This window comes from Cupriavidus sp. D384 (assembly GCF_001652915.1).
GTDB lineage: Bacteria > Pseudomonadota > Gammaproteobacteria > Burkholderiales > Burkholderiaceae > Cupriavidus.
In genome coordinates, this window is record NZ_BBQI01000073.1 from 1 (window position 1) to 23,237 (window position 23,237).

21 protein-coding genes are annotated in these 23,237 nt (G+C 67.1%); 12 read left to right on the forward strand and 9 right to left on the reverse strand.

All coding sequences use genetic code 11. The features are described 5' to 3' along the window. Positions 1 to 18 precede the first annotated feature (18 nt). Positions 19 to 909, forward strand: coding sequence for a polysaccharide deacetylase family protein (locus A9J21_RS15840; RefSeq protein ID WP_066737236.1), 891 nt, complete (start codon positions 19 to 21; stop codon positions 907 to 909). Between the two features lie 42 nt (positions 910 to 951). Here A9J21_RS15840 and A9J21_RS15845 read toward each other — a convergent pair whose 3' ends face one another. Beyond that, positions 952 to 3,345: a heavy metal translocating P-type ATPase gene (locus A9J21_RS15845; protein WP_066737238.1), complete on the reverse strand. Its 2,394-nt coding sequence runs from the start codon at positions 3,343 to 3,345 to the stop codon at positions 952 to 954. 139 nt (positions 3,346 to 3,484) lie between these two features. Here A9J21_RS15845 and czcI point away from each other — a divergent pair, with 139 nt between their 5' ends. From czcI to A9J21_RS15865, 4 genes are all read left to right on the forward strand, one after another. Continuing rightward, positions 3,485 to 3,865: a cation efflux protein, CzcI family gene (gene czcI / locus A9J21_RS15850; RefSeq protein WP_066737240.1), complete on the forward strand. Its 381-nt coding sequence runs from the start codon at positions 3,485 to 3,487 to the stop codon at positions 3,863 to 3,865. A 96-nt stretch (positions 3,866 to 3,961) separates the two neighbouring features. After that, the gene (locus tag A9J21_RS15855) at positions 3,962 to 5,215 is read left to right on the forward strand and encodes a TolC family protein (RefSeq protein WP_156545937.1); all 1,254 of its coding nucleotides are present in this window, start codon (positions 3,962 to 3,964) and stop codon (positions 5,213 to 5,215) included. A 24-nt stretch (positions 5,216 to 5,239) separates the two neighbouring features. Beyond that, positions 5,240 to 6,481 carry an efflux RND transporter periplasmic adaptor subunit gene (locus A9J21_RS15860; RefSeq protein ID WP_066737242.1) on the forward strand — a complete coding sequence of 414 codons (1,242 nt, stop codon included), beginning with the start codon at positions 5,240 to 5,242 and terminating at the stop codon, positions 6,479 to 6,481. Positions 6,482 to 6,493: 12 nt separating this feature from the next. Continuing rightward, a complete protein-coding gene (locus A9J21_RS15865) occupies positions 6,494 to 9,655 on the forward strand; it encodes a CusA/CzcA family heavy metal efflux RND transporter (protein WP_066737244.1) in 3,162 nt (1,053 codons plus the stop codon). Between the two features lie 51 nt (positions 9,656 to 9,706). On the opposite strand, the gene A9J21_RS15870 is transcribed toward A9J21_RS15865, so the two are convergent. From A9J21_RS15870 to A9J21_RS15880, 3 genes are read right to left on the reverse strand one after another with little or no spacing between them, the layout of a single operon-like run. Next, positions 9,707 to 10,117, reverse strand: a complete 411-nt coding sequence (locus A9J21_RS15870; RefSeq protein WP_066737246.1) for a VOC family protein — start codon at positions 10,115 to 10,117, stop codon at positions 9,707 to 9,709. 46 nt (positions 10,118 to 10,163) lie between these two features. Continuing rightward, positions 10,164 to 11,600: a heavy metal sensor histidine kinase gene (locus tag A9J21_RS15875; RefSeq protein ID WP_404851385.1), complete on the reverse strand. Its 1,437-nt coding sequence runs from the start codon at positions 11,598 to 11,600 to the stop codon at positions 10,164 to 10,166. Positions 11,601 to 11,628: 28 nt separating this feature from the next. Beyond that, positions 11,629 to 12,306, reverse strand: coding sequence for a heavy metal response regulator transcription factor (locus tag A9J21_RS15880; protein ID WP_066737252.1), 678 nt, complete (start codon positions 12,304 to 12,306; stop codon positions 11,629 to 11,631). Positions 12,307 to 12,521: 215 nt separating this feature from the next. Here A9J21_RS15880 and A9J21_RS15885 point away from each other — a divergent pair, with 215 nt between their 5' ends. The 5 genes from A9J21_RS15885 to A9J21_RS15905 all read left to right on the forward strand — a co-directional run bounded on the left by A9J21_RS15885 (position 12,522) and on the right by A9J21_RS15905 (position 16,642). After that, on the forward strand, positions 12,522 to 13,013 hold the full coding sequence (locus A9J21_RS15885) for a hypothetical protein (RefSeq protein WP_066737254.1): 492 nt from the start codon (positions 12,522 to 12,524) through the stop codon (positions 13,011 to 13,013). Positions 13,014 to 13,163: 150 nt separating this feature from the next. Continuing rightward, positions 13,164 to 13,511: a hypothetical protein gene (locus A9J21_RS15890; protein ID WP_066737256.1), complete on the forward strand. Its 348-nt coding sequence runs from the start codon at positions 13,164 to 13,166 to the stop codon at positions 13,509 to 13,511. Positions 13,512 to 13,526: 15 nt separating this feature from the next. Beyond that, a complete protein-coding gene (locus A9J21_RS15895; RefSeq protein ID WP_066737262.1) occupies positions 13,527 to 14,936 on the forward strand; it encodes a TolC family protein in 1,410 nt (469 codons plus the stop codon). Between the two features lie 2 nt (positions 14,937 to 14,938). Beyond that, positions 14,939 to 16,252 (forward strand): multicopper oxidase family protein, encoded by a 1,314-nt coding sequence (locus A9J21_RS15900; RefSeq protein ID WP_066737264.1) that lies wholly within the window; start codon positions 14,939 to 14,941, stop codon positions 16,250 to 16,252. Between the two features lie 30 nt (positions 16,253 to 16,282). Then, positions 16,283 to 16,642: a copper-binding protein gene (locus A9J21_RS15905; RefSeq protein WP_231906942.1), complete on the forward strand. Its 360-nt coding sequence runs from the start codon at positions 16,283 to 16,285 to the stop codon at positions 16,640 to 16,642. Between the two features lie 34 nt (positions 16,643 to 16,676). Here the strand turns inward: A9J21_RS15905 and A9J21_RS15910 are convergent, their stop codons facing one another. After that, complete coding sequence (locus tag A9J21_RS15910; protein WP_066737266.1) at positions 16,677 to 16,982, reverse strand: H-NS family nucleoid-associated regulatory protein; 306 nt, start codon at positions 16,980 to 16,982, stop codon at positions 16,677 to 16,679. Between the two features lie 340 nt (positions 16,983 to 17,322). Here A9J21_RS15910 and A9J21_RS15915 point away from each other — a divergent pair, with 340 nt between their 5' ends. Then, entirely contained in the window at positions 17,323 to 17,583 is a 261-nt protein-coding gene (locus A9J21_RS15915; RefSeq protein ID WP_066737267.1) for a copper resistance protein CopQ, read from the forward strand. A 65-nt stretch (positions 17,584 to 17,648) separates the two neighbouring features. On the opposite strand, the gene A9J21_RS15920 is transcribed toward A9J21_RS15915, so the two are convergent. Further along, positions 17,649 to 19,715, reverse strand: a complete 2,067-nt coding sequence (locus tag A9J21_RS15920; protein ID WP_066737270.1) for a bifunctional diguanylate cyclase/phosphodiesterase — start codon at positions 19,713 to 19,715, stop codon at positions 17,649 to 17,651. A gap of 346 nt (positions 19,716 to 20,061) precedes the next feature. On the opposite strand from A9J21_RS15920, the gene A9J21_RS15925 reads away from it, so the two are divergent. Continuing rightward, positions 20,062 to 20,244: a glycine zipper 2TM domain-containing protein gene (locus tag A9J21_RS15925; RefSeq protein ID WP_066737457.1), complete on the forward strand. Its 183-nt coding sequence runs from the start codon at positions 20,062 to 20,064 to the stop codon at positions 20,242 to 20,244. 333 nt (positions 20,245 to 20,577) lie between these two features. Here A9J21_RS15925 and A9J21_RS15930 read toward each other — a convergent pair whose 3' ends face one another. The 3 genes from A9J21_RS15930 to A9J21_RS15940 form a co-directional block, all read right to left on the reverse strand. Next, positions 20,578 to 21,750: an acyl-CoA dehydrogenase family protein gene (locus A9J21_RS15930; protein WP_066737272.1), complete on the reverse strand. Its 1,173-nt coding sequence runs from the start codon at positions 21,748 to 21,750 to the stop codon at positions 20,578 to 20,580. A 10-nt stretch (positions 21,751 to 21,760) separates the two neighbouring features. Then, positions 21,761 to 22,744, reverse strand: coding sequence for a tripartite tricarboxylate transporter substrate binding protein (locus A9J21_RS15935; RefSeq protein WP_066737274.1), 984 nt, complete (start codon positions 22,742 to 22,744; stop codon positions 21,761 to 21,763). 68 nt (positions 22,745 to 22,812) lie between these two features. After that, the gene (locus A9J21_RS15940; protein WP_066737279.1) at positions 22,813 to 23,223 is read right to left on the reverse strand and encodes a cupin domain-containing protein; all 411 of its coding nucleotides are present in this window, start codon (positions 23,221 to 23,223) and stop codon (positions 22,813 to 22,815) included. Between the last annotated feature and the right edge of the window lie 14 nt (positions 23,224 to 23,237).

Consider the following 23,237-nt stretch of genomic DNA (forward strand, 5'->3'; position numbering starts at 1 on the left):
GCAGCAACTGATCCACGCATGGCCCGCATCGCCCTGAAAGTCGACGTCGATACGCTGCGCGGCACCCGTGAAGGGGTGCCCGCGCTGCTGTCGATGCTGTCTCCGCACCAGGCGGAAGCCACATTCCTGTTCAGCCTTGGCCCGGATCATACGGGCTGGGCGCTGCGCCGCGTGTTCCGCCCCGGCTTCCTGAAGAAGGTGTCGCGCACGTCGGTCGTGTCGAATTACGGCCTGCGCACGCTGATGTACGGCGTGCTGCTGCCGGGGCCCGACATCGGCCGCAAGGGCGCAGCGGAAATGCGCGCTGCGGCCGCCGCCGGGCACGAGTGCGGCATTCATACGTGGGACCACGTGTACTGGCAGGACAACGTGCGCGAGCGCGATGCGGCCTGGACGCGCCGCCAGATGCAGCAGTCGTTCGAGCGATTCGTGGAAATCTTCGGCACGCCGCCCACCACGCACGGTGCGGCGGGCTGGCAGATGAACGAGGAAGCCTTCCGCCAGATCGACGACTGGGGCATGACCTACGCATCGGATGGCCGGGGTACGGCGCCCTATATCCCGACCGTGGCGGGCAAGCCGTGCCGTCACGTGCAGATGCCGACCACGCTGCCGACACTCGACGAGCTGATTGGCGTGGACGACCTGACCGAGGACAACGTCCACCACGCCGTGCTGAAGCTGACCGAAGGCGACGCCGACCACATCTTCACGCTGCATACCGAACTGGAAGGCGGCAAGCTGGCGCCGGTATTCCAGCGGCTGCTGGCCGGCTGGCGCGCCCAGGGGCACGATCTGGTATCGATGGCCACCTATTACCAGCACATCGACCGCACCGGCCTGCCGCAACTGCCGGTCACCTGGGGAGAGATTCCCGGCCGCAGCGGCGAGCTGATCATCCAGCCGTAACCTGCCTCCGGCGTTGGCCCGGCCTCTCGGCCGGGAGCCTCGTCAGGCCACGCCCTTGCGCGTCAGGCGCAGCCCGTTGAACACCACCAGCAGGCTCGCGCCCATATCGGCAAACACCGCCATCCACATGGTGCCCATGCCCAGGACGGTCAGGGCCAGGAACACCACCTTGATGCCCAGCGCCAGGGTGATGTTCTGCCTGAGGATGGTCGACGTGCGGCGCGACAGCTGAACAAACGCCGGAATCTTGCGCAGGTCGTCATCCATCAGCGCCACGTCGGCAGTCTCGATGGCCGTATCCGTACCGGCCGCCCCCATCGCGAAACCGATATCGGCGCGCGCCAGCGCGGGCGCGTCGTTGATGCCGTCGCCCACCATGCCGACCTTGCCCGCATGCGTATGTGCCTGCCCCGCCAATGCGGCAATGGCGTCGGCCTTGTCCTGCGGCAACTGATTGCCGCGCACTTCGTCGATCCCCACCGCCTCGCCGATGGCCTGCGCCGTATGCGGGTTGTCGCCCGACAGCATCAGGGTCTTCACGCCCAGCGCATGGAGCTGTTCGATGGCCTGGCGGCTGGTCTCGCGTACCGTATCGGCCACGCCGAACAAGGCCAGCGCGCGGGCCGGTTGCCCGCCGTGTGGCATGGCCGCCAGCATCACGATGGTCTTGCCCTGCCGTTCGATGGCCTCGAGCCGTGCCTCCAGGGCGGGCGAGCATGCGCCCAGATCATGGATCAGCCGGTGATTGCCGAAGCTGTATGCCACGCCATCCACGGTACCGCGCACGCCCTGACCCGGCAGCGCCGCAAAATCCACGACTTCCAGCCGCGCCACGCCATCGGCCTGGGCGGCAGCAGCCACCGCCAGCGACACCGGATGGTCTGACCGGCCCGCCAGGCTTGCGGCAATGGCGCGGGCCTGTGGCACGTCGTCAACAAGCAGCGCGATGTCGGTCTGCGCGGGCTTGCCGTGCGTCAGCGTGCCGGTCTTGTCCAGCGCCAGCCACGACAGATGCCGCCCCTGCTCCAGATAGACGCCGCCCTTGATCAGGATGCCGCGCCGGGCCGCCGCCGCCAGCCCGCTGACAATCGTCACCGGCGTGGAGATCACCAGCGCACAGGGGCATGCAATCACCAGCAGCACCAGCGCCTTGTAGACCCATTCCAGCCATGCGCCGCCCAGAAGCAACGGCGGCACCGCGGCCACGGCCAGTGCGATGGCGAAGACCACGGGCGTATAGATGCGCGCGAACTGGTCCACGAACCGCTGGGTCGGCGCGCGACTGCCCTGCGCGGCTTCCACGGCGTGGATGATGCGCGCCAGCGTGGAGTCGGTCGCGGGAGCGGTCACCGTGTATTCGAGTTCGCCCGACTGGTTGATCGAGCCAGCGTAGAGTGGATCGCCGTGCGACTTGTCCACCGGCACGCTTTCTCCGGTGATGGGCGCCTGGTCAAGCGCAGACTGGCCACGCAGCACGCGGCCGTCCAGCGCCACGCGCTCGCCGGGCCGCAGCCGCACCGTTGCGCCAACCGGCACGGCGCGGGCTTCGACGGCCTGCCAGCTGCCATCGGCCTGCAGCACGGTGGCCTGCTCCGGCGCCATCGCCATCAGGCCCCGCACGGCATTCCGCGCACGATCCAGCGAGGCAGCCTCGATGCGCTCGGCCAGTGCGAACAGCACCATCACCATCGCTGCTTCCGGCCACTGGCCGATCACCATGGCACCCGTGACAGCGATGCTCATCAGCGCGTTGATGTTCAGGTTGCCGTTGCGTACGGCAATCCACCCCTTGCGATACACGCCCAGGCCAGCGATCAGCACGGTCGCCAGCGCCAGCGCCGCCGGCAGGTAAGGGGCGGCAATCTGGAACCACTCGGCCACTTCGGCCCCGATGGCGGCAGCGCCGGCCAGCGCCAGCGGCCACCAGGGCTTGACCGGCTCCGCCACGGCCGCCCGGGCGCCGTCTTCCGACAGCGGTTCGGCCTTCATGCCAAGGGACGCAATGGCTTGAACGACGACTTCGGTCGAATCGAGCGTGTGATGAACCGTCAACACACGTTGCATCAGGTTGAAATCGAGCGCTGCCACGCCGGCCATATTGCCGATCTTGTTGCGGATCAGCGTTTCCTCGGTCGGGCAGTCCATCGCCTCGATCCGATAGACCGCTGACCGGGTACCGGTGGGTGCGGCAACGGGCTTGCTGACCCCCACCGGCGCCCCGCAGGTCGTGCCGCAGCCGCAACTGGCCGGCGCCGGGCTGGGCGCATGGTTGTGGACGTGACCGTGCCCGTGGTCGTGCCCGTGCCCGTGCCCGTGGTCGTGGTCGTGGTCGTGGTCGTGGTCGTGGTCGTGGTCGTGGTCGTGAGGATGGTCGTTCCCATGACCGCGGGCTGCCGAGCTTGGCGGCAGCAGGTTTTCAGGGGTGGTACGAGCCATGGCAGGAATCCATTTGTGCGTTGTTGTCTGCTATTGAAGACCCTGTAGCCACTTCAAGGTCAAGCGCCTGCCGCAAAGACCCGACGATGACATCAACGTAATGTCCGCTGCCACGCCTGGCGGCCTATAATCGCTGCCCATGCGCCGCCTGCTGCTCGTCTTCCTGTCGATCCTGCTGCCGCTCCAGTTTGCCTGGGCCGGCGCTGCGGCGTATTGCGCACACGAATCGGCAGATCAGCCGGCCGCGATGACCAGCCACTTCGGCCATCACACGCACGAGCACGGCACCGACGCGCACAAGGCCGGCAAGACTGCCGGCAAGGGCGCCGCCAAGGCAGCCAACCTGCCCGATGGCGACTGCACGGCCTGCCACTTTCCCGGATCGCACGGCGTCTTCGCCGAGTTCCGCCTGCCCGGTGACTATCGCTACGTCACCCTGCGCTACGCGCCGCGCCAGTACGCGTTCGGCTCGATTCCCGCTTCCGTCCCAGATCGGCCCCAGTGGCTGCGCCTCGCCTAGCCGGCGGGACGCGCCCCTGACCCTGTCATCCCGATACCGCTGAGCGGTGTCGCCTCGCGTCTCGCCGATTTTCTCCTGCCTGATCTGGTGAATTCGATGAGAAGCCTTTTATTGCCGCTGGGGCTGGCGGCCGCGTTGTGCAGCCCGTTCTTCACGCCCGGCGCGTCCGCGCAGGACGCCATACCCGGCGTCCAGGAGCCACCCGGCGCCCTGACCCTTGACGCCGCGCTGGCCCTGGCGACGTCGCAAAACCCCACGCTGTCCGCCGCCAGGATCGAAGTCGATGCGTCCGAAGGTGGCATCACCCAGGCCCGCGTGATCCCGAATCCCGAAGTCTCGGTGCAGATGGAAGACACGCGCCAGGCCACGCGCGCCACCACCGCCCAGATGAACCTGCCGGTGGAACTCGGCGGCAAGCGCGGCGCCCGCATCGGGGCCGCACAGCGTGCACGCGACGTGGCCCAGGCCCAGCTGGGCGCCGCGCAGGCCGATCTGCGCGCCACGGTGATCGGTGCCTTCTTCAACGTGCTGATCGCCCAGGAACGCATCCGGCTGGCTGCCGGCTCGGTCGATATCGCCCGGCGCGGTGCCGAGGCGGCGGCCCGCCGTGTGGCGGCCGGCAAGATCTCGCCGGTCGAGGAAACCAAGGCACAGGTGGAACTTGCCAATGCCGAACTGGAGCGCGCCGAAGCCGATGCCGGGCTGGTGGCCGCCCGCCAGACGCTGGCAACGCTTTGGGGCAATCCGTCGCCGCGCTTTTCAGAAGCCGACGGCAAGCTGGACAACCTGCCGGCACGCCCTGCGTCGTCCCTGCTGCGGCAGTCGCTGGACAACGCGCCCGTGCTGCTGGCCAGCGAACGCGAGCTGGACCGCCGCCAGGCCGAAATCAACGTGCAGCGCAGCCGGCAGTACCCGGACGTGACGCTCAGCGTGGGTGCCAAGCGAGACAACGGCGCCCCCGAGCGCGGCACGTTCCCCGTGCTGGGTATCGCCATTCCGCTGCCGCTGTTCGATCGCAACCAGGGCAACCTCTACACGGCAATCCGCCAGGCCGACAAGGCCGCCGACGAACTGCGCGCCACACGTCTGCGGCTGGATCACGACCTGCAGCAGGCATCCAGCCAGCTGAACGTGTCGCGCACCTCGGCGCTGACGCTGCGCGAAACCATCCTGCCCGCCGCCGAGCGCGCATTCCAGGCCGCCACGCAGGGTTTCGAGGCCGGCAAATTCAACTATCTCGATGTGCTGGATGCACAGCGCACGCTGTTCCAGGCCCGCATCCGCTATCTCGGCGTCGTCGCCAGCAGCTGGCAGGCCGCCACCACGATCGATCGCATTCTTGGCCGCTGACGCGCCAACGCAAGGAACACCGTCATGACATTGACTCGCAAACAAGGCGTGGCGATTGCCGCCATCGTGATTGTCGGCCTGATTGCCGCGCTGGCGCTCCTGCTGGCTGGCCGCGGCGACGGCCACAGCCATGAAGGAGAAGGCGAAACCGCGCATGCCGCGCCGGCTTCTGGCGCTTCGGCCACCGAAAGCGGCCACGGCGACCACGCTGATCACGCCGGCCACGCCGGCGAAGGCGCTGGCCGGATCGCCATGACACCCGAACAGATCCGCAACGCCAACCTGTCGGTCGCCACCGCAGGCCCGGGCAGGATCCGCAGCGCCGTGGAATTTCCCGGCGAAATCAGGTTCAACGAAGACCGCACCGCGCACGTGGTGCCGCGCGTGGCCGGCGTCGCCGAATCTGTGGTGGCGAACCTGGGCCAGCGCGTAAAGAAAGGCGACCTGCTGGCTGTCTTTGCCAGCACGCAGCTGTCCGACCAGCGCAGCGAACTGCTGGCCGCCCAGCGCCGGCTGGAACTGGCCCGCACCACCTACGCACGCGAAAAGAAGCTCTGGGAAGACAAGGTATCGGCGGAACAGGATTTTCTGGCCGCCCGCACTGCACTGCAGGAAGCCGAAATCGCGGCGCAGAACGCGCGCCAGAAGCTGACCGCGATTGGCGCCACGACGTCAGCCCGGGCGATCAACCAGTTCGAACTGCGCGCGCCATTCGACGGCATCGTGGTGGAAAAGCACCTCGCACTCGGCGAGGCCGTGGCGGCCGAAACGGCGGTCTTCACGATTTCGGACCTGAACACGGTGTGGGCCGAATTCGTGATCGCGGCCAAGGACCTGGGCCACGTCAGGCTGGGCGAGGCCGTCCGCGTCACGTCGGCCGCCTTCGACGGCGCAGCCGAAGGCAAGATCTCGTACGTGGGCGCCCTGCTCGGCCAGCAGACCCGCACGGCCACGGCGCGTGTGACGTTGCCCAACCCGCAGATGGCCTGGCGGCCGGGGCTGTTTGTCACGGTCAGCGTTGCCACCGGCGAGAGCGACGCCGCCGTGGTCATCGACAGCGAAGCACTGCAGACCGACGGCGACCGCCAGCAGGTGTACGTGGAGGTGCCCGGCGGCTTTGCCGCGCACCCGGTCAAGACGGGCCGCACCGACGGCAAGCGCATTGAAATCGTCGACGGCCTGGCGCCCGGCACCCGCTATGTGTCCGCGAACAGCTTTGTGCTGAAGGCGGAACAGGGCAAGGCCAGCGCCGAGCACGCGCACTGACGGGAGCCCACCATGTTCGAACGTATCCTCCGGTTTGCCATCGCGCAGCGGTGGCTGGTCATGCTGGGCGTGCTCGCCATGGCCGGGCTGGGCGTCTACAACTACAGCCGCCTGCCGATCGATGCCGTGCCCGACATCACCAACGTGCAGGTCCAGATCAATACGGCCGCACCCGGTTACTCGCCGCTGGAAGCCGAGCAGCGCGTCACGTATCCGCTTGAGACCGCGATGTCCGGGCTGCCGGGCCTGGAGCAGACGCGGTCGCTGTCGCGCTACGGCCTGTCGCAGATCACCGTGATCTTCAAGGACGGCACCGACATCTATTTTGCGCGCCAGCTGGTCAACCAGCGCATGCAGGAAGCCCGCGAGCACCTGCCGTCCGGCATCTCGCCGCAGATGGGTCCGATTTCCACCGGACTTGGCGAGATCTACCTGTGGACGGTGGAAGCCGATCCCGGCGCGCGCAAGCCCGACGGCATGCCATACACGCCGACGGACCTGCGCGAGATTCAGGACTGGATCATCAAGCCGCAGCTCCGTACCGTTCCGGGCGTGACCGAGATCAACTCGATTGGCGGTTTCGCCAAGGAATACCTGGTGGCACCCAGCCCGGAGAAGATGGCGTCCTACGGTCTGTCGCTGCAGGACGTGGTGCAGGCACTGGAGCGCAACAACGGCAACGTCGGCGCGGGCTATATCGAGCGGCGCGGCGAGCAGTACCTGGTACGGGCACCCGGCCAGGTGAAGTCGATCGACGATATCCGCGAAGTGATCGTCGGTACGGCACAGGGCCAGCCGATCCGTGTGCGCGACCTGGCCGATGTGGGGCTGGGCCGCGAACTGCGCACCGGGGCCGCGACGGACAACGGCCGCGAAGTGGTGCTGGGCACCGTGTTCATGCTGATCGGCGAGAACAGCCGGGCCGTCTCGCGCGCCGTGGACACGCGCATGGCCGCCATCAACAAGTCGCTGCCCGCCGGGGTGAAGGCCGTCACGGTCTACGACCGCACGACGCTGGTGGACAAGGCCATCGCCACGGTCAAGAAAAACCTGCTCGAAGGTGCCGTGCTGGTGATTGCCGTGCTGTTCCTGTTCCTGGGCAACCTGCGCGCGGCGCTGATCACGGCGATGGTGATCCCGTTGTCGATGCTGTTCACGTTCACCGGCATGGTCACCTATCGGATCAGCGCCAACCTGATGAGCCTGGGCGCGCTGGATTTCGGCATCATCGTCGACGGCGCGGTGGTGATCGTCGAAAACTGCGTGCGGCGCCTGGCCCATGCACGCGAGCGGCTGGGCCGGCCCCTGACGCGCGCGGAGCGCTTCGACGAGGTATTCGCCGCGGCCCGCGAGGCCCGGCGCCCGCTGGTGTTCGGCCAGCTCATCATCATGATCGTCTACGTGCCGATCTTTGCGCTGACTGGCGTGGAAGGCAAGATGTTCCACCCGATGGCGATGACGGTGGTGGTGGCGCTGCTGGGCGCGCTGATCCTGTCGGTGACCTTCGTGCCGGCCGCCGTGGCGCTGTTTATCGGCGACCGCGTGGCCGAGAAGGAAAACCGCATCATGGGCTGGGCGCGGCGCTGGTACGAGCCCGCCCTCAGGCACGCGCTGGGCAATACACCGGTGGTGCTGACGGCTGCCGTGGTAGCCATCGTGCTCAGCGGCCTGCTGGCCACGCGGCTTGGCAGCGAGTTCATCCCCAATCTGAACGAAGGCGATTTCTCGGTGCAGGCGCTGCGCATTCCGGGCACGAGCCTGACGCAGTCGGTGGCAATGCAGCAGCAGATCGAAGCCCGTCTCAAGGCGAAATTTCCTGAAATCGAGCGTGTTTTCTCACGCACCGGCACGGCCGAGATTGCCTCCGACCCGATGCCACCGAGCGCTTCGGACGCCTACATCATGCTGAAGCCACGCGACAAGTGGCCGGACCCGGGCCGTTCGCGCGATTCGCTGCGCGCGGCGATGGAGGCGGAACTGGAGACCATTCCGGGCAACCGCTACGAGTTTTCCCAGCCGATCCAGCTGCGCTTCAACGAACTGATCTCCGGCGTGCGCAGCGATGTGGCGGTCAAGCTGTTTGGCGACGACAACGCGGTGCTGGACGCCACGGCGCAGAAGATCGCCCAGGTGCTCCAGTCGGTGCCGGGCGCCACGGAAGTCAAGGTGGAGCAGACTACCGGCCTGCCCGTGCTGACCGTCGACGTGGATCGCGCCCGCGCCGCGCGCTACGGCCTGAACATGATCGACGTGCAGGACACCGTGGCGATTGCCATCGGCGGCCGCGACGCAGGGGTGTTCTACCAGGGCGACCGTCGTTTCAATATCGGCGTGCGGCTGCCCGAAGGCATCCGTTCCGACGTGGACGCACTGCGGCGACTACCGATTCCGCTGCCCCGCGGCGCCAATCCCGGCACCAGCTATATCCCGCTTGGCGAAATTGCTACGCTCGACGTGTCGCCGGGCCCGAACCAGGTATCGCGTGAAAACGGCAAGCGCCGCATTGTGATCAGCGCCAATGTACGAGGTCGCGATGTCGGCGGCTTCGTGCCCGAAGCCATGTCGGCCATCGAATCGAAGGTGCAGATTCCAGCCGGCTACTGGATCGCCTGGGGTGGCACGTTCGAGCAGTTGCAGTCCGCCACCGCGCGGTTGCAGATCGTGGTGCCGCTGGCACTGCTGCTGGTCTTCGTGTTGCTGTTTGCGATGTTCGGCAATGTGCGAGATGGCTTGCTGGTGTTCACCGGCATTCCATTTGCGCTGACGGGCGGCGTGCTGGCGCTGTGGCTGCGCGGGATCCCGCTATCGATCTCGGCGGCGGTGGGCTTTATCGCGCTGTCCGGGGTGGCCGTGCTCAACGGCCTGGTCATGCTGTCGTTTATCCGCGGCCTGCGCGAGCAAGGCGAATCGCTCGATGACGCGGTATTCCACGGGGCTTTGACGCGTTTGCGTCCGGTGCTGATGACGGCGCTGGTGGCCTCGCTCGGGTTCGTGCCGATGGCTATCGCCACCGGAACTGGCGCCGAAGTGCAGCGGCCGCTGGCGACCGTGGTAATTGGCGGGATCTTGTCGTCGACGGCGCTGACGCTGCTGGTACTGCCGGTGTTGTACCGGTGGGCGCACGGACGCCGGACGGAACGCGAGGCCGGGCTGGCTGGTTCCGTCCCGCGCTGACGCCGCCGGGCCGCTCCTGATTGCGGGAGCGGCCCGCGGCCCGGTGCAAGCTCAATGCTCGCAGTTCACCATCCAGGTCATCTTGAACTTGTCGACCACCATGCCGAAACCTTCTGCCCAGAAGGTCTTCTGGTACGGCATGACGATCTGGCCGCCTTCGGAGAGTGCTTCGAAAATGCGCTTGCCTTCGGCGTTCGGCACATAGCCCACGGACAGCATGAACCCGGAAAACGCCGGGGTCTGCCCTTCGCGGCCGTCGGACGCCATGATCTGGCTATCGCCGATCTGGATGTTGGCGTGCATGACCTTTTCGGCCCATGCCGCTGACGGCGGCTCGCCGCCACCCGGCGGCGTGTCCTTGTAGCGCATCAGGAAGGTCACTTTTGCGCCCATCACCTTGCCATAGAATTCCATGGCCTCGTCGAAGCGTCCGCCAAAGTCTAGATACGGTTGCACCTGCATGTCGGTCTCCTGTTGGGTCCGCGGACGGATAGTCCGCGCGGCGCCATTATGCGCCTGCCCTGCTGACAGAATTGTCAGGAAACTCGAGTTCGAACCGTGTCTGTTCCTCCACGCTGGTCACCGACACACTGCCGCCATGCAGCCGCATGATCGTGTCGACAATCGCCAGCCCGAGCCCGGTGGACCCGGACGAGTTGCGGCGCGACGGATCGGCCCGGTAAAAGCGGCCGAACAGGTGCGGCAACGCGTCGGCCTCGATGGCGGGGCCACCGTTGGTCACGCTGATCGATGTCGTATCCGCGCCATTGCGCGCCACAACCATACGCACCGCACTGCCTATCGGCGCGTGGCGCAATGCGTTGTCCAGCAGATTGATAATGGCGCGGCGCAACAACGTCTGGTCTGCCACCACCGTGGCATGGCCCGACACCATCACGGTCAGGTTCCGGTCGGCGGCCACGGCTTCGAAATACTCCGCCACCTTGTCGAGTTCGGCACGCGCATCGAGCGGGCGGGCGCCCAGCGCCACCTGCGCGTTGTCCGCGCGAGCCAGGAACAGCATGTTCTCGATCATGCGAGACAGCCGCTCGTATTCCTCCAGGTTCGATTCGAGCACGGCCTCGTATTCCGCCGGCGTCCGGCGCTGGGCCAGCGTCACCTGTGTTTGCCCCACCAGATTGCTGATGGGTGTGCGGAAATCGTGCGCCAGATCGGCTGAAAACTGGGACAGGCGCGTGAAACTGTCCTGCAATCGCGCCAGCATGCCGTTCAGCGCACCGGCCAGCGCGCGCAATTCTTCCGGCGCACCGCCCACATCGAGCCGCGTTGCCAGGCGGCTGGTGGTCACCGCCGCCGCATCGCTTGCCATGCGCCGCAGCATGCGCAGGCCGCGTCGGGCCAGCACGAAGCCGAGGGCCGCCGCAACAATCGCGCCGCACAGCACCGCGCCCAGCAACTCGCCCCGGTACTCGCGCATCAGCGCCACCCGGTAACCCGCATCGCTGAGCACGATGATTTCGACGGTGCGGCCGGTGTCGCCGATCTGGCCCAGGGCCGCCATGCCGCGCGACGGCACGCCATTGCGCGGATGCCAGGTCTGCAGTTGTGACTTGTCCGGCGCGGTGGCAAGCGGCAGCACGCGCAGCGGCGGCAGGGTTTCGTTATGAGGATTCAGCGAGATCAGCGGGTCACCCGAGGCGGTGCGCACCACAAGGATCAACCCCTCGTGTCCCATCGCAATATCCGCAAAACGGTGTGTGTCGGTGCGGATCTCGGTCTCGTCGGCCACCTCGCGCAACAGGTGGCGCACCAGCAGGACTTCGCCAACCAGTTCGGTTTCGTCGCGCGACTGCAACTGGCTGCCCAGTGCGCTGGACAGGTAGGTGGCCACCCCGACCAGGATCGCTGCCGTGGTCAGGCCATAGGCCAGGGCCAGCCGCGTGGTCAGCGATGCCGGCATCCACGCGTTCAGCGCACGGCGCATGCGCACCAGCCGCCTCATGCTTCGGCGCTCACGCGTCTTCAGTTTCATCGAGCACGTAGCCCATGCCACGGCGCGTATGGATCAGCTTCTTCGGGAACGGGTCGTCCACCTTGGCGCGCAGCCGCCGGATCGAGACATCCACCACGTTGGTATTGCTGTCGAAGTTCATGTCCCACACCTGCGACGCGATCAGCGAGCGCGACAGCACCTCGCCGCGGCGCCGTGCCAGCAGCTGCAGAAGGGCAAATTCCTTCGACGTCAGGTCGATCTTCTGGCCGGCGCGGCTGACGCGGCGGCGAATCGTGTCGATCTGCAGGTCCGCCACCTCCATGAATTCGCTCTCGCGCAGCGGCCCCCGGCGCAGGATGGTGCGGATGCGCGCCACCAGTTCGGCAAACGCGAACGGCTTGACCATATAGTCGTCGGCACCCAGTTCCAGCCCCTTGAGCCGATCCGACAACTCGTCGCGCGCCGTCAGGCACAGTACCGGGGTGTCCTTGTCGCGTCGCAGTTCGCGCAATACCTGCCAGCCGTCGATGCCCGGGAGCATCACGTCCAGGACGATCAGGTCGTAGTGTTGCTCGCGGGCGTGGGACAACCCGTCCACGCCGTCGCGCGCCAGGTCAGCCACGAAGCCGGACTCCGTCAGGCCCTTGAGCAGGTAATCGCCCGCCTTCGGTTCGTCTTCGACAATCAGGATACGCATGGAGATTCACTTCCGGGCCCGGTCAAGCGCCGGCGCCCCCTTTTCGGTTTATTGCAGAACCTAGACACTATCCGAGGTTAGACGCATTTTGTGGAACATTGCAGGAATGTCATCGTCAATCCGCGAAATCCGGGCATCAAACACAGTACAATGCCGGCTGCCCCGATTGTGGCAGCCTGCCGCGCCCCTGTCCGGGCAGGTCTAGTCAATTTCTGATGAAACGTCTGTTCGCCAGCTTCCTGTTGTGTCTTGCCATGTTCGCGTTGCCCATCCAGGGCGCCGCGGCGGCAGTCATGATGATCTGCAGCGTGACGGAAGCGGCGGGCCTGTCGATGCCGGAACGCCACGCCGCCATCAAGGCGGAGGCCGAAGCCGAGGCGGTGATGGTGATGGACCACGCCAGCCAGATGGGCCAGATGGACCACGCGCACTGCCACCAGGCGGCCACCAGCGACAATGGCGACATGCCGGTCTGGCACGACGCCCAGCCTGCGGGCGCCACGCCTGACCACCCGGCCGACCATTCGCACCATGCCGCTGGCCATTGCAGCGCTTGCGGTGCCTGCGCGGCCAGCGCCATGCTGCTGCCCGAAATCCCGCTGGTGGCATTGCAGCACCGCCGCCATGCCCTGCCGCTGACCACCCCGGCCAGCTTCGCCAGCCAACTCCCCCTGCCCGCCGACCGGCCGCCTGCCCGTCGCTGCTGACACCCGAGGTGCGTCCTTCGCACGCTCGTCCCCGCGCCTGAACCGGCGCTGAGGGCGCGGTCGCCTGAACACGCCGCGCCGCCTCACCCACGCATATCCCTGCCGCACGGCCTGAGCGCCGCGTGCGGCGGAATCATTCAAGAGGTTGTCATGCCCGTCGCGCGTACTGTCGCCGCGGCGTGGCTGCTGATGCTGGTCCCGGCCCTGGCCGTGGCACAGGCATCGGCGCCCGCCGCCGGTCCAGCCGATCCCATGAACGCCGCCGCACCGGTGCCGGCCTTGCCGGACATCGCGCCAATGGCCGGCTATGTCCCCTACCAGAGTCCCAAGGTTTCGCCCTGGCGCCAGTCGAATGCCGAGGTCACCCCGGGAGTCAAGGCGGCAGCCGACCCTCACGCAGGACATCACATGCCGCAGGGGGCCGCCGCCCCGGCGGCGGCGCCAGCATCGGCCCCGGCTACCGGTCATGACGGCCATGCCGGCCATCATGCGCACTGACGGAGGCCTGCAACGATGAATGCCTTCTTCAAGCGCGCCGCCGGCCCGCTGGCTGCAGCGGTACTGCTGGCAGGATGCGCAGGCTTTGCGCCCGATGGTGGATTCGGCCCCGTTGCGGACACCACACGCGACAGGCTGGGCAAGGACGCCATCTGGGCGCGCAGCGATGCCGACCGCAATGCACTGCGCGACCGCACGCGCGAACTGCTGGCGAAGCCGCTGGACGCCGATGCCGCGATCCAGGTCGCGCTGCTCAACAATGCCGGACTGCAAGCCCAGTACGCCGACCTGGGCATTGCCGAGGCCGACTACGTGCAGGCCACGCGCCTGCCGAACCCCGGCTTCTCGTTCAGCCGCAAGACCTCGGGCGACGAACTCAAGATCGACCGCGCCGTCACTATCGGGTTCATGAACCTGCTGGCGCTGCCGTTTGCCGCCCGCATCGAGGAAAGCCGCTTTGCCCAGACGCGCCTGGCCGTGGCCGATGCCACGCTGCGCCGCGCCGAAGCCGCCCGGCGCGCCTGGGTGCAGGCCGTTGCCGCCGAACAGGCCGCACGATACGCGGAACAGGTGCGCCGCGCCGCCGAAACCGGCGCGCTGTTCGCCCGCGACCTGGCCCGCGCGGGCAACGTCAGCGCCCTCGACCATGCGCGCGAACAGGCCTTCTATGCCGATGCCGCTGCGCAGCTGGCACGGGCCCGCGAACGGGCGCTGTCGGCACGCGAACAGCTGACGCGCGAACTGGGCCTGTGGGGAGGCGATATCGCCTACACGCTGCCGGATCGCCTGCCCGACCTGCCCAAGGCCCGGCCCGCCATGCAGGACCTGGAAGGCTACGCGGTTTCGCAGCGCCTGGACCTGCAGGCAGGCCGCCTGCAGCTGGACAGCCTGTCGCGCTCGCTGGGCCTGACGCGCGCCACGCGCTTTATCAGCGTGCTGGACGTCAGCTATATCCACAATTCGGAAACCAGCCGGCCGCGCGAAACGGGCTATGGCATCGACATCGAGGTGCCGCTGTTCGACTGGGGCGGCGCCCGCGTGGCCCGGGCCGAAGCGGTGTACATGCAGGCGGCGGCGCGGCTGGCCGAGCAGGCCATCAACGCCCGATCCCTGGTGCGCGAGACCTATGCCGGCTACCAGGCGCGCTATGACATCGCCCTGCACTACCGTGACGAAGTGGTGCCGCTGCGCAAGCGCATCGTCGACGAAAGCCTGCTGCGCTACAACGGCATGCTGATCAGCGTCTTCGAACTGCTGACCGATGCACGCGAGCAGGTCAACGCCGTCAATGGCTACCTGGATGCCCAACGCGACTTCTGGCTGGCCGATGCCGACCTGCGCGGCACGCTGGGCGGCCGCCTGCCGGCCGCCCCATCCGTCGCCACCTCTGCCACCCCCCCGGCCGCACCCTCACAACGACAATGACAATGGTTTCCCGACGCAATTTCCTGGGGCAGTCCGCCGCCGCCATGCTCGGTACGGCAATGGTGTCGCGCGCTGGCGCGGCGGCCCTGCCCGAGGCACCGCTGCAGACCAGCGCCAGGACCCAGCCGCCACTTGCACCTGCCAGCGGCCGCCCCTACCAGCCGGTGGTCACGCTCAACGGCTGGACCCTGCCCTGGCGCATGCGCAACGGCTGGAAGGAATTCCACCTGGTGGCCGAGCCGGTCGAACGCGAGATGGCGCCTGGCATGACCGCGCACCTGTGGGGCTACAACGGCCAGAGTCCGGGGCCGACCATCGAATGCGTGGAAGGCGACCGCGTACGCATCTTCGTCACCAACAAGTTGCCGGAACACACCACCGTGCACTGGCACGGCGTGCTGCTGCCAGCCGGGATGGACGGCGTGGGCGGGCTCTCGCAACCGCATATCCCGCCGGGCAAGACGTTTGTCTACGAGTTCGAGATGCGCCACGCGGGCACCTTCATGTATCACCCGCATTCCGACGAGATGGTGCAGATGGCGATGGGCATGATGGGCTTTATCGTCGTGCATCCTCGCGATGCCGCCGCGCAGCGCGTGGACCGCGACTTCGTGTTCCTGATTGCCGCGTACGACATCGACCCCGGCTCCTACACGCCGCGCGTGGCCGAGATGACCAACTTCAACATGTGGACGTGGAACAGCCGCGTGTTTCCCGGCATCGACGTGCTGCCCGTGCGCCTGGGCGACCGCGTACGCATCCGCATGGGCAACCTGACCATGACCAACCATCCGATCCACCTGCACGGCCACCGGTTCGAGGTGACCGGGACCGATGGCGGTTGGGTGCCGCCATCCGCGCGCTGGCCCGAGGTGACCACCGATGTCGCGGTGGGCCAGATGCGCGCCATCGAATTCGTGGCCGACAACCCCGGCGACTGGGCCTTTCACTGCCATAAGTCACACCACACGATGAATGCCATGGGCCACAACCTGCCGACGATGATTGGCGTGAAGCAGAAGGACCTGACCAGCGGCATGAATGCGCTGGTGCCCGACTACATGCCGATGGGCCAGGCGGGCATGGCGGACATGGGCAGCATGGAAATGCCGTTGCCCGAGAACACGCTGCCGATGATGAGTGGACAGGGGCCGTTCGGCCCCATCGAAATGGGCGGCATGTTCACCACGCTCAAGGTGCGCGCGGGCATGGCCGCCAATGACTACCGCGATCCAGGCTGGTATCGGCATCCCAAGGGCACGGTTGCCTTCGAGTACACCGAACCCGTGGCGCCGGCACCGCGCCGGCCGCGATAACCGCATCCACCCGATTCCCGAAGGACAGACATGAAGCAGACGATGAAGCAGACGAAGGCAGCAGTGGCGCACATGGCGCTCATGGCGCTGATGGCCGGGGCATCCCCCGCACTGATGGCGGCCACGCCCGAGGCATCCGGGCCTGCCACCACGGCACAGGCACCGTTACCGGAAGTGGAAGGCGAAATCCGCAAGGTCGATGCGGAGGCAGGCAAGCTGACGATTCGTCACGGGCCAATCGGCAACCTCGAGATGGGCGCGATGACGATGATTTTTCGTGTGAAGGACCCGGCGATGCTGACGCAGGTGCAGGCGGGCGACAAGGTGCGATTCACCGTCGACCGTATCGACGGACTGCTGACGGTCACCTCGCTGGCCGTCGGGCAGTAAGCGGGCGGCCCGCGCAACGCGGGCGCTCGGCGCCTTATTCGACGCGGAAGAAGTCGATCGACTGGCCGGCGTTGACGGCGCGCTGCAGCCAGTCGGGATACTCGCCGTTGCCGTCCCAGGTCTGCCCCATCGCGTTGCGATACAGCACGCGCGGTGCGGCATTGCTCGCCACGGGCGCTTCGGCTTCGGGGACGGCCGGCGCCGCATCGGCGCCGTCTTCGGTGTCGGGTTCGGGAAAGCAGCCTGCTTCGACGAGATGGTCGAACGTCAGGCCATGGTGATCCATCTGCTCGCGGACCCATGCCACCGCGGCTTGTTTGGCTGCATCAGACTCGGACATGACTTATCGTGCGCGCCCGCCATCTTGCGGGCGGGCTGGAGAATTCGAAGGGGGGATCGGTCCGGGCAGGAAATCCGGCGGACCAGCACGGATTCTACAGGGTGTTGGGCTGGCGCCCCCGGAATCCGCCGATTACCGCCGGAATGTTGCATTCGTTGCGGCACTTTCAGGGAGTGCGCACGGACACGCGCGGCTTGCGCGAGCGAATGACGAATCTGTCATGCGTTGGTCATGTTGGCGTGGCTGCCCCGCTCATAGACTGCAATCCAAGGTCGCATGACGACCGGTACAAACCACCGAACCACCGAACTGCCTCCATCCTCGTATCCAAGGAGTCCACATGCTCAAGAAAGCCCTGCTCTACACCGCCCTGGCCACCACGCTGGCCGGCGCCGCCACGATGGTCAACGCCGCCCCGCGCAGCGCCGATCCTTTCACCGACGGCGCCCGTGTGACCAACCGTGACGGCCAGGTCCAACGCGTTGGCGCCCGCGACGTCTACACCGACGGCGCCCGCGACGTGCGCGATGCGCGCAACCCGTTCAGCGACGGCGCGCACGATGTGCGCGACGCACGCAACCCGTTCACCGACGGTGCCTGATCCACGCTATGGCCCGTGCGGGCCAGATCCGGGCTGATACAGCCCGAACCTCCAGGCGGCGGCGCTTACCGTGCCGCCGCCTGGCTCATGAATTGCGCCGCGGGCACGGGCCTGCCCAGCAGGTAACCCTGCAGCGCATCGCACCCCAGCCCCGCCAGGAACGATTGCTGCGCGGCGGTCTCCACCCCCTCCGCCACCACCTGCAGGTTCAGCGTACGGCCCAGCGCAACGATGGCCGACACAATGGCCGCATCTTCAGAATCCTCTGCCAGGTCGCGCACAAAGCCGCGGTCGATCTTCAGCTCGCTTGCCGGAATGCGCTTCAGGTGCAACAGGCTCGAATAGCCGGTGCCGAAGTCGTCGATGGCAATGCGCACGCCCATCTCGTCCAGCCGCGTCATGATCGCGAGCGTGTCTTCCACATCGCGCATGGCCGTGCTTTCCGTGATTTCCAGGGTCAGGCTCGCGGCCGGGATGCCATGCCTGGCCAGCGCGTCGGACACGGTCTCGATCATCCCCGCATGACAGAACTGCAGCGCCGACAGGTTGACCGCCATCGACCAGTCCGCATGACCGCCGGCATGCCAGGCGGCCAGCTGGCGGCAGGCTTCGTCCAGCACCCATTTGCCGATCGGCACGATCGCGCCGGTCTTCTCGGCGAGGCCGATGAACTGGTCCGGCATCAGCAGGCCGTGCTGCGGGTGATGCCAGCGCAATAGCGCCTCGGCGCCCACCAGGCGGCTGTCGGTGGCAGCGAACTTGGGCTGGTAGTGCAGTTCGAGCTGGCCGGTGCGGGTCACGCCGCGCAGGTCCTGGATCAGCGATTGCTGGACACGCGCCTGATGATTCATCGACCGTTCGAAGAAACAGTACGCATTGCGGCCCGATGCCTTGGCGTGGTACATGGCGGCATCGGCGTTGGTCATCAGCGTGTCCTGGTCCGCGCCATCGGCCGGATAGAGCGCGATGCCGATGCTGCCCGACACGTGCAGCGCATGACCGGCCACGTCCACCGGCTCGCGCAGCGCCTCGATCAGCTTCTCGGCCATCACGCCCGCGTCAGCCGGCTCGTCGATCCTTGCCAGCACCACGAATTCGTCGCCGCCCACGCGGGAGATCGTGTCCTCGGAATGCGTGGATGCGCGCAGGCGGCCCGCGATCTCCACCAGCAGGCTGTCGCCCATCTGGTGACCATAGGTGTCGTTGACGCTCTTGAATCCGTCCAGGTCCACGAACAACACCGCGAATGTGCCGGGCTGGCGCGTGGCCGACTGGATCGCCAGCTGGAAGCGGTCTTCGAGCAGCACGCGGTTGGGCAGGTGGGTGAGCTTGTCGTGCAGGGCCAGGAATTCAAGCTCCTTGTTAGCCACGCCCAGCGCGTTGGCCAGCACGGCTGTCCGCATTTCCAGGCGCATGTCCAGCACCGACGTAATCAGCGCCACGGCCAGCACGCACACCGTGATGACAAGGATCGGCAGGGCCAGCGCCCCGCTGTCCACGCCCGAGCGTGCCGCGCCGCAGACGCTGCCCAGCGGAAATCGTGCCGCCGCCATGCCCGTGTAGTGCATGGCGGCAATGGCCCCGCCCATGACCAGCGCCGCCCCGAAGCGCAACTGGTGCACGCGCGGCATGCTGCGCCGCAGGCGGAAGGCAATCCACAGCGCCGCGCCCGAGGCCGCCACGGCAATCGCAATCGACAGCAGGAACAGCCACGGGTCGTAGTCGATGCCAGGCTGCATGCGCAGTGCTGCCATGCCGGTGTAGTGCATGCTGGATACCGCCGCGCCCAGCGCCAGCGCCCCCAGCACCAGGCGCCTGCGGGGCAGCTGCTCCTGGCTGACCAGGCGCAGCGCGAATGCCGACGCCAGCACGGCCATCAGCAGCGACGCCCCGGTGATCGCCAGGTCGTAGCCCAGCGGAATCGGCAGGCTGAAGGCCAGCATGCCGATGAAGTGCATCGACCAGATGCCCAGCCCCATGGCAACGGCACCGCCGGCCAGCCACATCCGCGCGTAGCGGCCACGTGCGGCGGTGGAAATGCGGCCTGCCATGTCCAGCGCCGTATACGACGCCAGCACGGCAACAAGCACGGAAATCAAAACGAGGGACGCGTCGAAACGGGGCGACATCATGAAAGCGGGTGACGGGGCAGTGGCTTGCAGCAGGCCGCCATTCTGAAGGGTCAGGCGAACAAGGCGTGAAATTTCCGGCACCGCCAAAGGTTATCGGTCGTTTCAGCCCAGACTGAAGCGGGATTGTGCATCAGCCCGCGTGTGCCCGCAGCCCAATTTCGTACGTTTGCACGGTTGACACACCATGCGGGCGATGTTGCGGCCGTCCGACAAATTCCTACAGCGCAATCAGCGCCCGCCGGAAAGGCCGGCCGGCGGCCCGGACCTATCCTTGAGGCGTGATGAACGACAGACGCCGCCGCGCAAAAACAGCAGTGCCAGCGCGGCGCCCACGCAGGAGAACATCATGTGGAAGCGACTCACAGGCGTTATCGCCATCGGCGCATGCTGCTGGGCCCTGTCGGGCTGCACGGCAACCGGCGCTGTGGCAGGCGGTGTGGTGGGCCATGAGGCTACCAACGGCAGCACGGCCGGTACGGTCGGTGGCGCCGTGGTGGGTGGCGTGATTGGTCACGAACTGGGCAAGTAATCAACGATTTCCGCGGCCGGGATGGCGGGCAGGGTCATCCAGGTTTGCGCGGCATGGGCTCTTAGATGGGAAGAACATGCCGCCGCGCGCCGCGCCATGAGCACCGGCCTATTGTGCTTTTCAACGATGATTGGACGTTTTCATCGCTGAAAGGCACCATGGCACACAACGGTGGAAGATCCTCGCGGATCGTCATGGCGCGGCAGCGGGAAACCTGCACGGAACAAAGCCCCGGACCCTCGCAGGTCCGGGGCTTTTTCTTTGGTGTGCGCCGCCGCGCGCGCGTTGCAGGACACCTGCCTTGTGTGGCAGGACGTCCGGCTTCAGTACGTTTCAATACGATTTCGGCAGCCCCAGCACACGCTCCGCGATGTGGCACATGATCAGCTGGGCGCTGACCGGGGCGATGCGCGGGATATAGGATTCCCGCAGATAGCGCTCCACATGGTATTCGCGCGCATAACCCATGCCGCCAAGGGTCAGTACGGCGGTCTGGCATGCCTGGTGCGCGGCCTCCGCCGCCAGGTACTTGGCCGCATTGGCCTCGGCCCCGCAGGGCTTGCCGTTGTCATAGAGCCAGGCGGCCTTCCACACCATCATGTCGGCGGCTTCCAGTGCCATCCATGCCTGGGCCAGCGGATGCTGGATGCCCTGGTTCTGGCCGATCGGGCGACCAAACACGGTGCGTTCGCGTGCGTAGCGGGTGGCGGCCTCCAGTGCGGCCCGGCCCAGCCCCACGGACTCGGCCGCGATCAGGATGCGTTCGGGGTTCAGCCCATGCAGGATGTACTCGAACCCCCTGCCCTCATCGCCGATCCGGTCTTCGGCCGGCACCATCAGGCCGTCGATGAACAGCATGTTCGAATCGACCGCGCCGCGCCCCATCTTGTCGATCTCGCGCACCTCGATGTGGTTGCGGTCCAGCGTCGTATAGAACAGGCTCAGCCCCTGCGTGGGCTTGCTCACGGCCTCCAGCGGCGTGGTGCGGGCCAGCAGCAGCATGCGCGTTGCGACCTGCGCCGTGGAAATCCAGATCTTGCGGCCATCCACACGGTAGGCGCTGCCGTCGGCGGTGCGCACGGCCTGCGTCTTCAGGTGCGTGGTGTCCAGCCCGGCATCGGGCTCGGTCACGGCAAAGCAGGCCTTGTCGCGGCCTTCGATCAGCGGCGGCAGCGCGGCCGCCTGCTGGGCCTCGTTGCCGAACACCACCACCGGGTTCAGGCCGAACACGTTCATGTGGATGGCCGAGGCACCCGAGAATCCCGCCCCGGATGCCGACACCGTCTGCATGATCAGCGCCGCCTCGGTAATGCCAAGCCCCGCCCCGCCAAACCGCTCAGGCATGGCGATACCCAGCCAGCCAGCCCCCGCCATGGCCTGGTGGAACGCTTCGGGGAAGCGGTGTTCGCGGTCCAGTTCGGACCAGTACTCGGGGCCGAAGTCGCTGCACAACTGCGTTACCGCGTCGACGATGGCGTTCTGCTCGGGTGTCCTTTCGAAGTTCATCCGGTGCTCCTTATTCCGGCTGGATGCCCGCGTCCTTGACGAGCTTGTTCCATTTCACGAGTTCGCTGCCGACAAAGGCCGTGAACTGCTGCGGGGTCTGTCCGAACGCCTCGAAGCCCAGCGCCTCGAACTTGGGCGCCACCTCCTTGCTGGACGCGATCTTCGACAGTTCGCGGTTCAGCCGGTCCACAATCGGCTGCGGCGTCTTCGCGGGCGCAAAGACCCCGTTCCACGACGTGATGTCGAAACCCTTCAGCTCCGGCGTGTCGGCAATCGGCGGCAGATCGGGCAGCAGCCGGCTGCGCTGCGCGGTGGTCACGGCCAGCGCCCGCATCTTGCCGGCCTTGACGTTGGCAATGCCGGCCGCCACGTCGACGAACATCATCGGCACCTGGCCGGCGATCACATCGGTCATGGCCGGCGGCGTACTCTTGTAGGGCACGTGCAGCAGGTCGATGTTGGCCATGCGGCCCAGTGTGGCCCCCGACACGATGCCGGTGCTGTTACCGCTGGCGTACGACATGCCCGGGTGTGCCTTGGCATACGCGATCAACTCGCCCACGGTCTTCACCGGCAGCTTGGGATTGATCACCAGCATGAACGGCAGGTTGCCCATGCGCGCGACCGGCGTGAAATCCTTGATCGGGTCATAGGGCAGCTTTTTCATCAGCGACGGATTGGCCGAGTGCGTGGTGTTCGTCGTCATGAACAGCGTGTAGCCATCGGGCGCCGCCTGCGCCACCAGTTCTGCGGCAATCGCGCCGTTGGCGCCGGGCCGGTTGTCGACCACCACGTTCTGGCCCAGCGCGTCGCCCAGTTCCTTGGCCGTGATGCGCGCCACGGCGTCGGTGCCGCTGCCCGCCGCAAACGGCACCACCAGACGAATCGGGCGGCTCGGGTAGTTGTCGGCGGCCTGCGCGGCCAGCGGCAGCGCCGCCGCGGGTAGTGCCAGCAAGGCGGCGGCAAGCGTGCGCCGCACGCGGAAATTCGGCATGGTGGTCTCCTCCAGGGGTTTGGGCGGCTGCTCGGCCCTTTATGGGTACGGCGGGGTGCGGCCAGGGCTCAGGCCGGACGAATCACGCGATCCGGCGATTCCTCGTACGGCGGGGCATAGATCACCAGCAGCTTCACGGGCTCGTCGCTGATCACCGTGAAAACGTGCATGGCATCGGCCGGAAAGAAGCAGCAATCGCCCGGCCCCAGTTCGCGCGCCTGGCCATTGACCTCGGCCCGCGCACGCCCTTCCAGCACATAGCAGACCTGCTCGATGCCGGGGTGCGCGTGTGGCAGCGCGCCCTTGCCGCGCTCGATGGTGCCGTGGATGACTTCCAGTTGCGTGGCGCCAACGTTCTCGCGCCCGATGATGCGGCGGTTCAGCGTGCCGACATGGTTGGCCGGGTGATAGCCGGCCACGTCTTCGGTGCGGACGAAATAGGTGGGAGCCGCCTGCTTGGCGGCGGAAGATGCGGTCATGGGTAGGCTGTCTC

Coding starts and splice junctions, on each gene's coding strand:
- A9J21_RS15840 (WP_066737236.1), top strand. CDS start 19: ATGGCCCGCATCGCCCTGAAAGTCGACGTCGATACGCTGCGCGGCACC.
- A9J21_RS15845 (WP_066737238.1), bottom strand. CDS start 3,345: ATGGCTCGTACCACCCCTGAAAACCTGCTGCCGCCAAGCTCGGCAGCC.
- czcI (WP_066737240.1), top strand. CDS start 3,485: ATGCGCCGCCTGCTGCTCGTCTTCCTGTCGATCCTGCTGCCGCTCCAG.
- A9J21_RS15855 (WP_156545937.1), top strand. CDS start 3,962: ATGAGAAGCCTTTTATTGCCGCTGGGGCTGGCGGCCGCGTTGTGCAGC.
- A9J21_RS15860 (WP_066737242.1), top strand. CDS start 5,240: ATGACATTGACTCGCAAACAAGGCGTGGCGATTGCCGCCATCGTGATT.
- A9J21_RS15865 (WP_066737244.1), top strand. CDS start 6,494: ATGTTCGAACGTATCCTCCGGTTTGCCATCGCGCAGCGGTGGCTGGTC.
- A9J21_RS15870 (WP_066737246.1), bottom strand. CDS start 10,117: ATGCAGGTGCAACCGTATCTAGACTTTGGCGGACGCTTCGACGAGGCC.
- A9J21_RS15875 (WP_404851385.1), bottom strand. CDS start 11,600: ATGCGCCGTGCGCTGAACGCGTGGATGCCGGCATCGCTGACCACGCGG.
- A9J21_RS15880 (WP_066737252.1), bottom strand. CDS start 12,306: ATGCGTATCCTGATTGTCGAAGACGAACCGAAGGCGGGCGATTACCTG.
- A9J21_RS15885 (WP_066737254.1), top strand. CDS start 12,522: ATGAAACGTCTGTTCGCCAGCTTCCTGTTGTGTCTTGCCATGTTCGCG.
- A9J21_RS15890 (WP_066737256.1), top strand. CDS start 13,164: ATGCCCGTCGCGCGTACTGTCGCCGCGGCGTGGCTGCTGATGCTGGTC.
- A9J21_RS15895 (WP_066737262.1), top strand. CDS start 13,527: ATGAATGCCTTCTTCAAGCGCGCCGCCGGCCCGCTGGCTGCAGCGGTA.
- A9J21_RS15900 (WP_066737264.1), top strand. CDS start 14,939: ATGGTTTCCCGACGCAATTTCCTGGGGCAGTCCGCCGCCGCCATGCTC.
- A9J21_RS15905 (WP_231906942.1), top strand. CDS start 16,283: ATGAAGCAGACGATGAAGCAGACGAAGGCAGCAGTGGCGCACATGGCG.
- A9J21_RS15910 (WP_066737266.1), bottom strand. CDS start 16,982: ATGTCCGAGTCTGATGCAGCCAAACAAGCCGCGGTGGCATGGGTCCGC.
- A9J21_RS15915 (WP_066737267.1), top strand. CDS start 17,323: ATGCTCAAGAAAGCCCTGCTCTACACCGCCCTGGCCACCACGCTGGCC.
- A9J21_RS15920 (WP_066737270.1), bottom strand. CDS start 19,715: ATGATGTCGCCCCGTTTCGACGCGTCCCTCGTTTTGATTTCCGTGCTT.
- A9J21_RS15925 (WP_066737457.1), top strand. CDS start 20,062: ATGTGGAAGCGACTCACAGGCGTTATCGCCATCGGCGCATGCTGCTGG.
- A9J21_RS15930 (WP_066737272.1), bottom strand. CDS start 21,750: ATGAACTTCGAAAGGACACCCGAGCAGAACGCCATCGTCGACGCGGTA.
- A9J21_RS15935 (WP_066737274.1), bottom strand. CDS start 22,744: ATGCCGAATTTCCGCGTGCGGCGCACGCTTGCCGCCGCCTTGCTGGCA.
- A9J21_RS15940 (WP_066737279.1), bottom strand. CDS start 23,223: ATGACCGCATCTTCCGCCGCCAAGCAGGCGGCTCCCACCTATTTCGTC.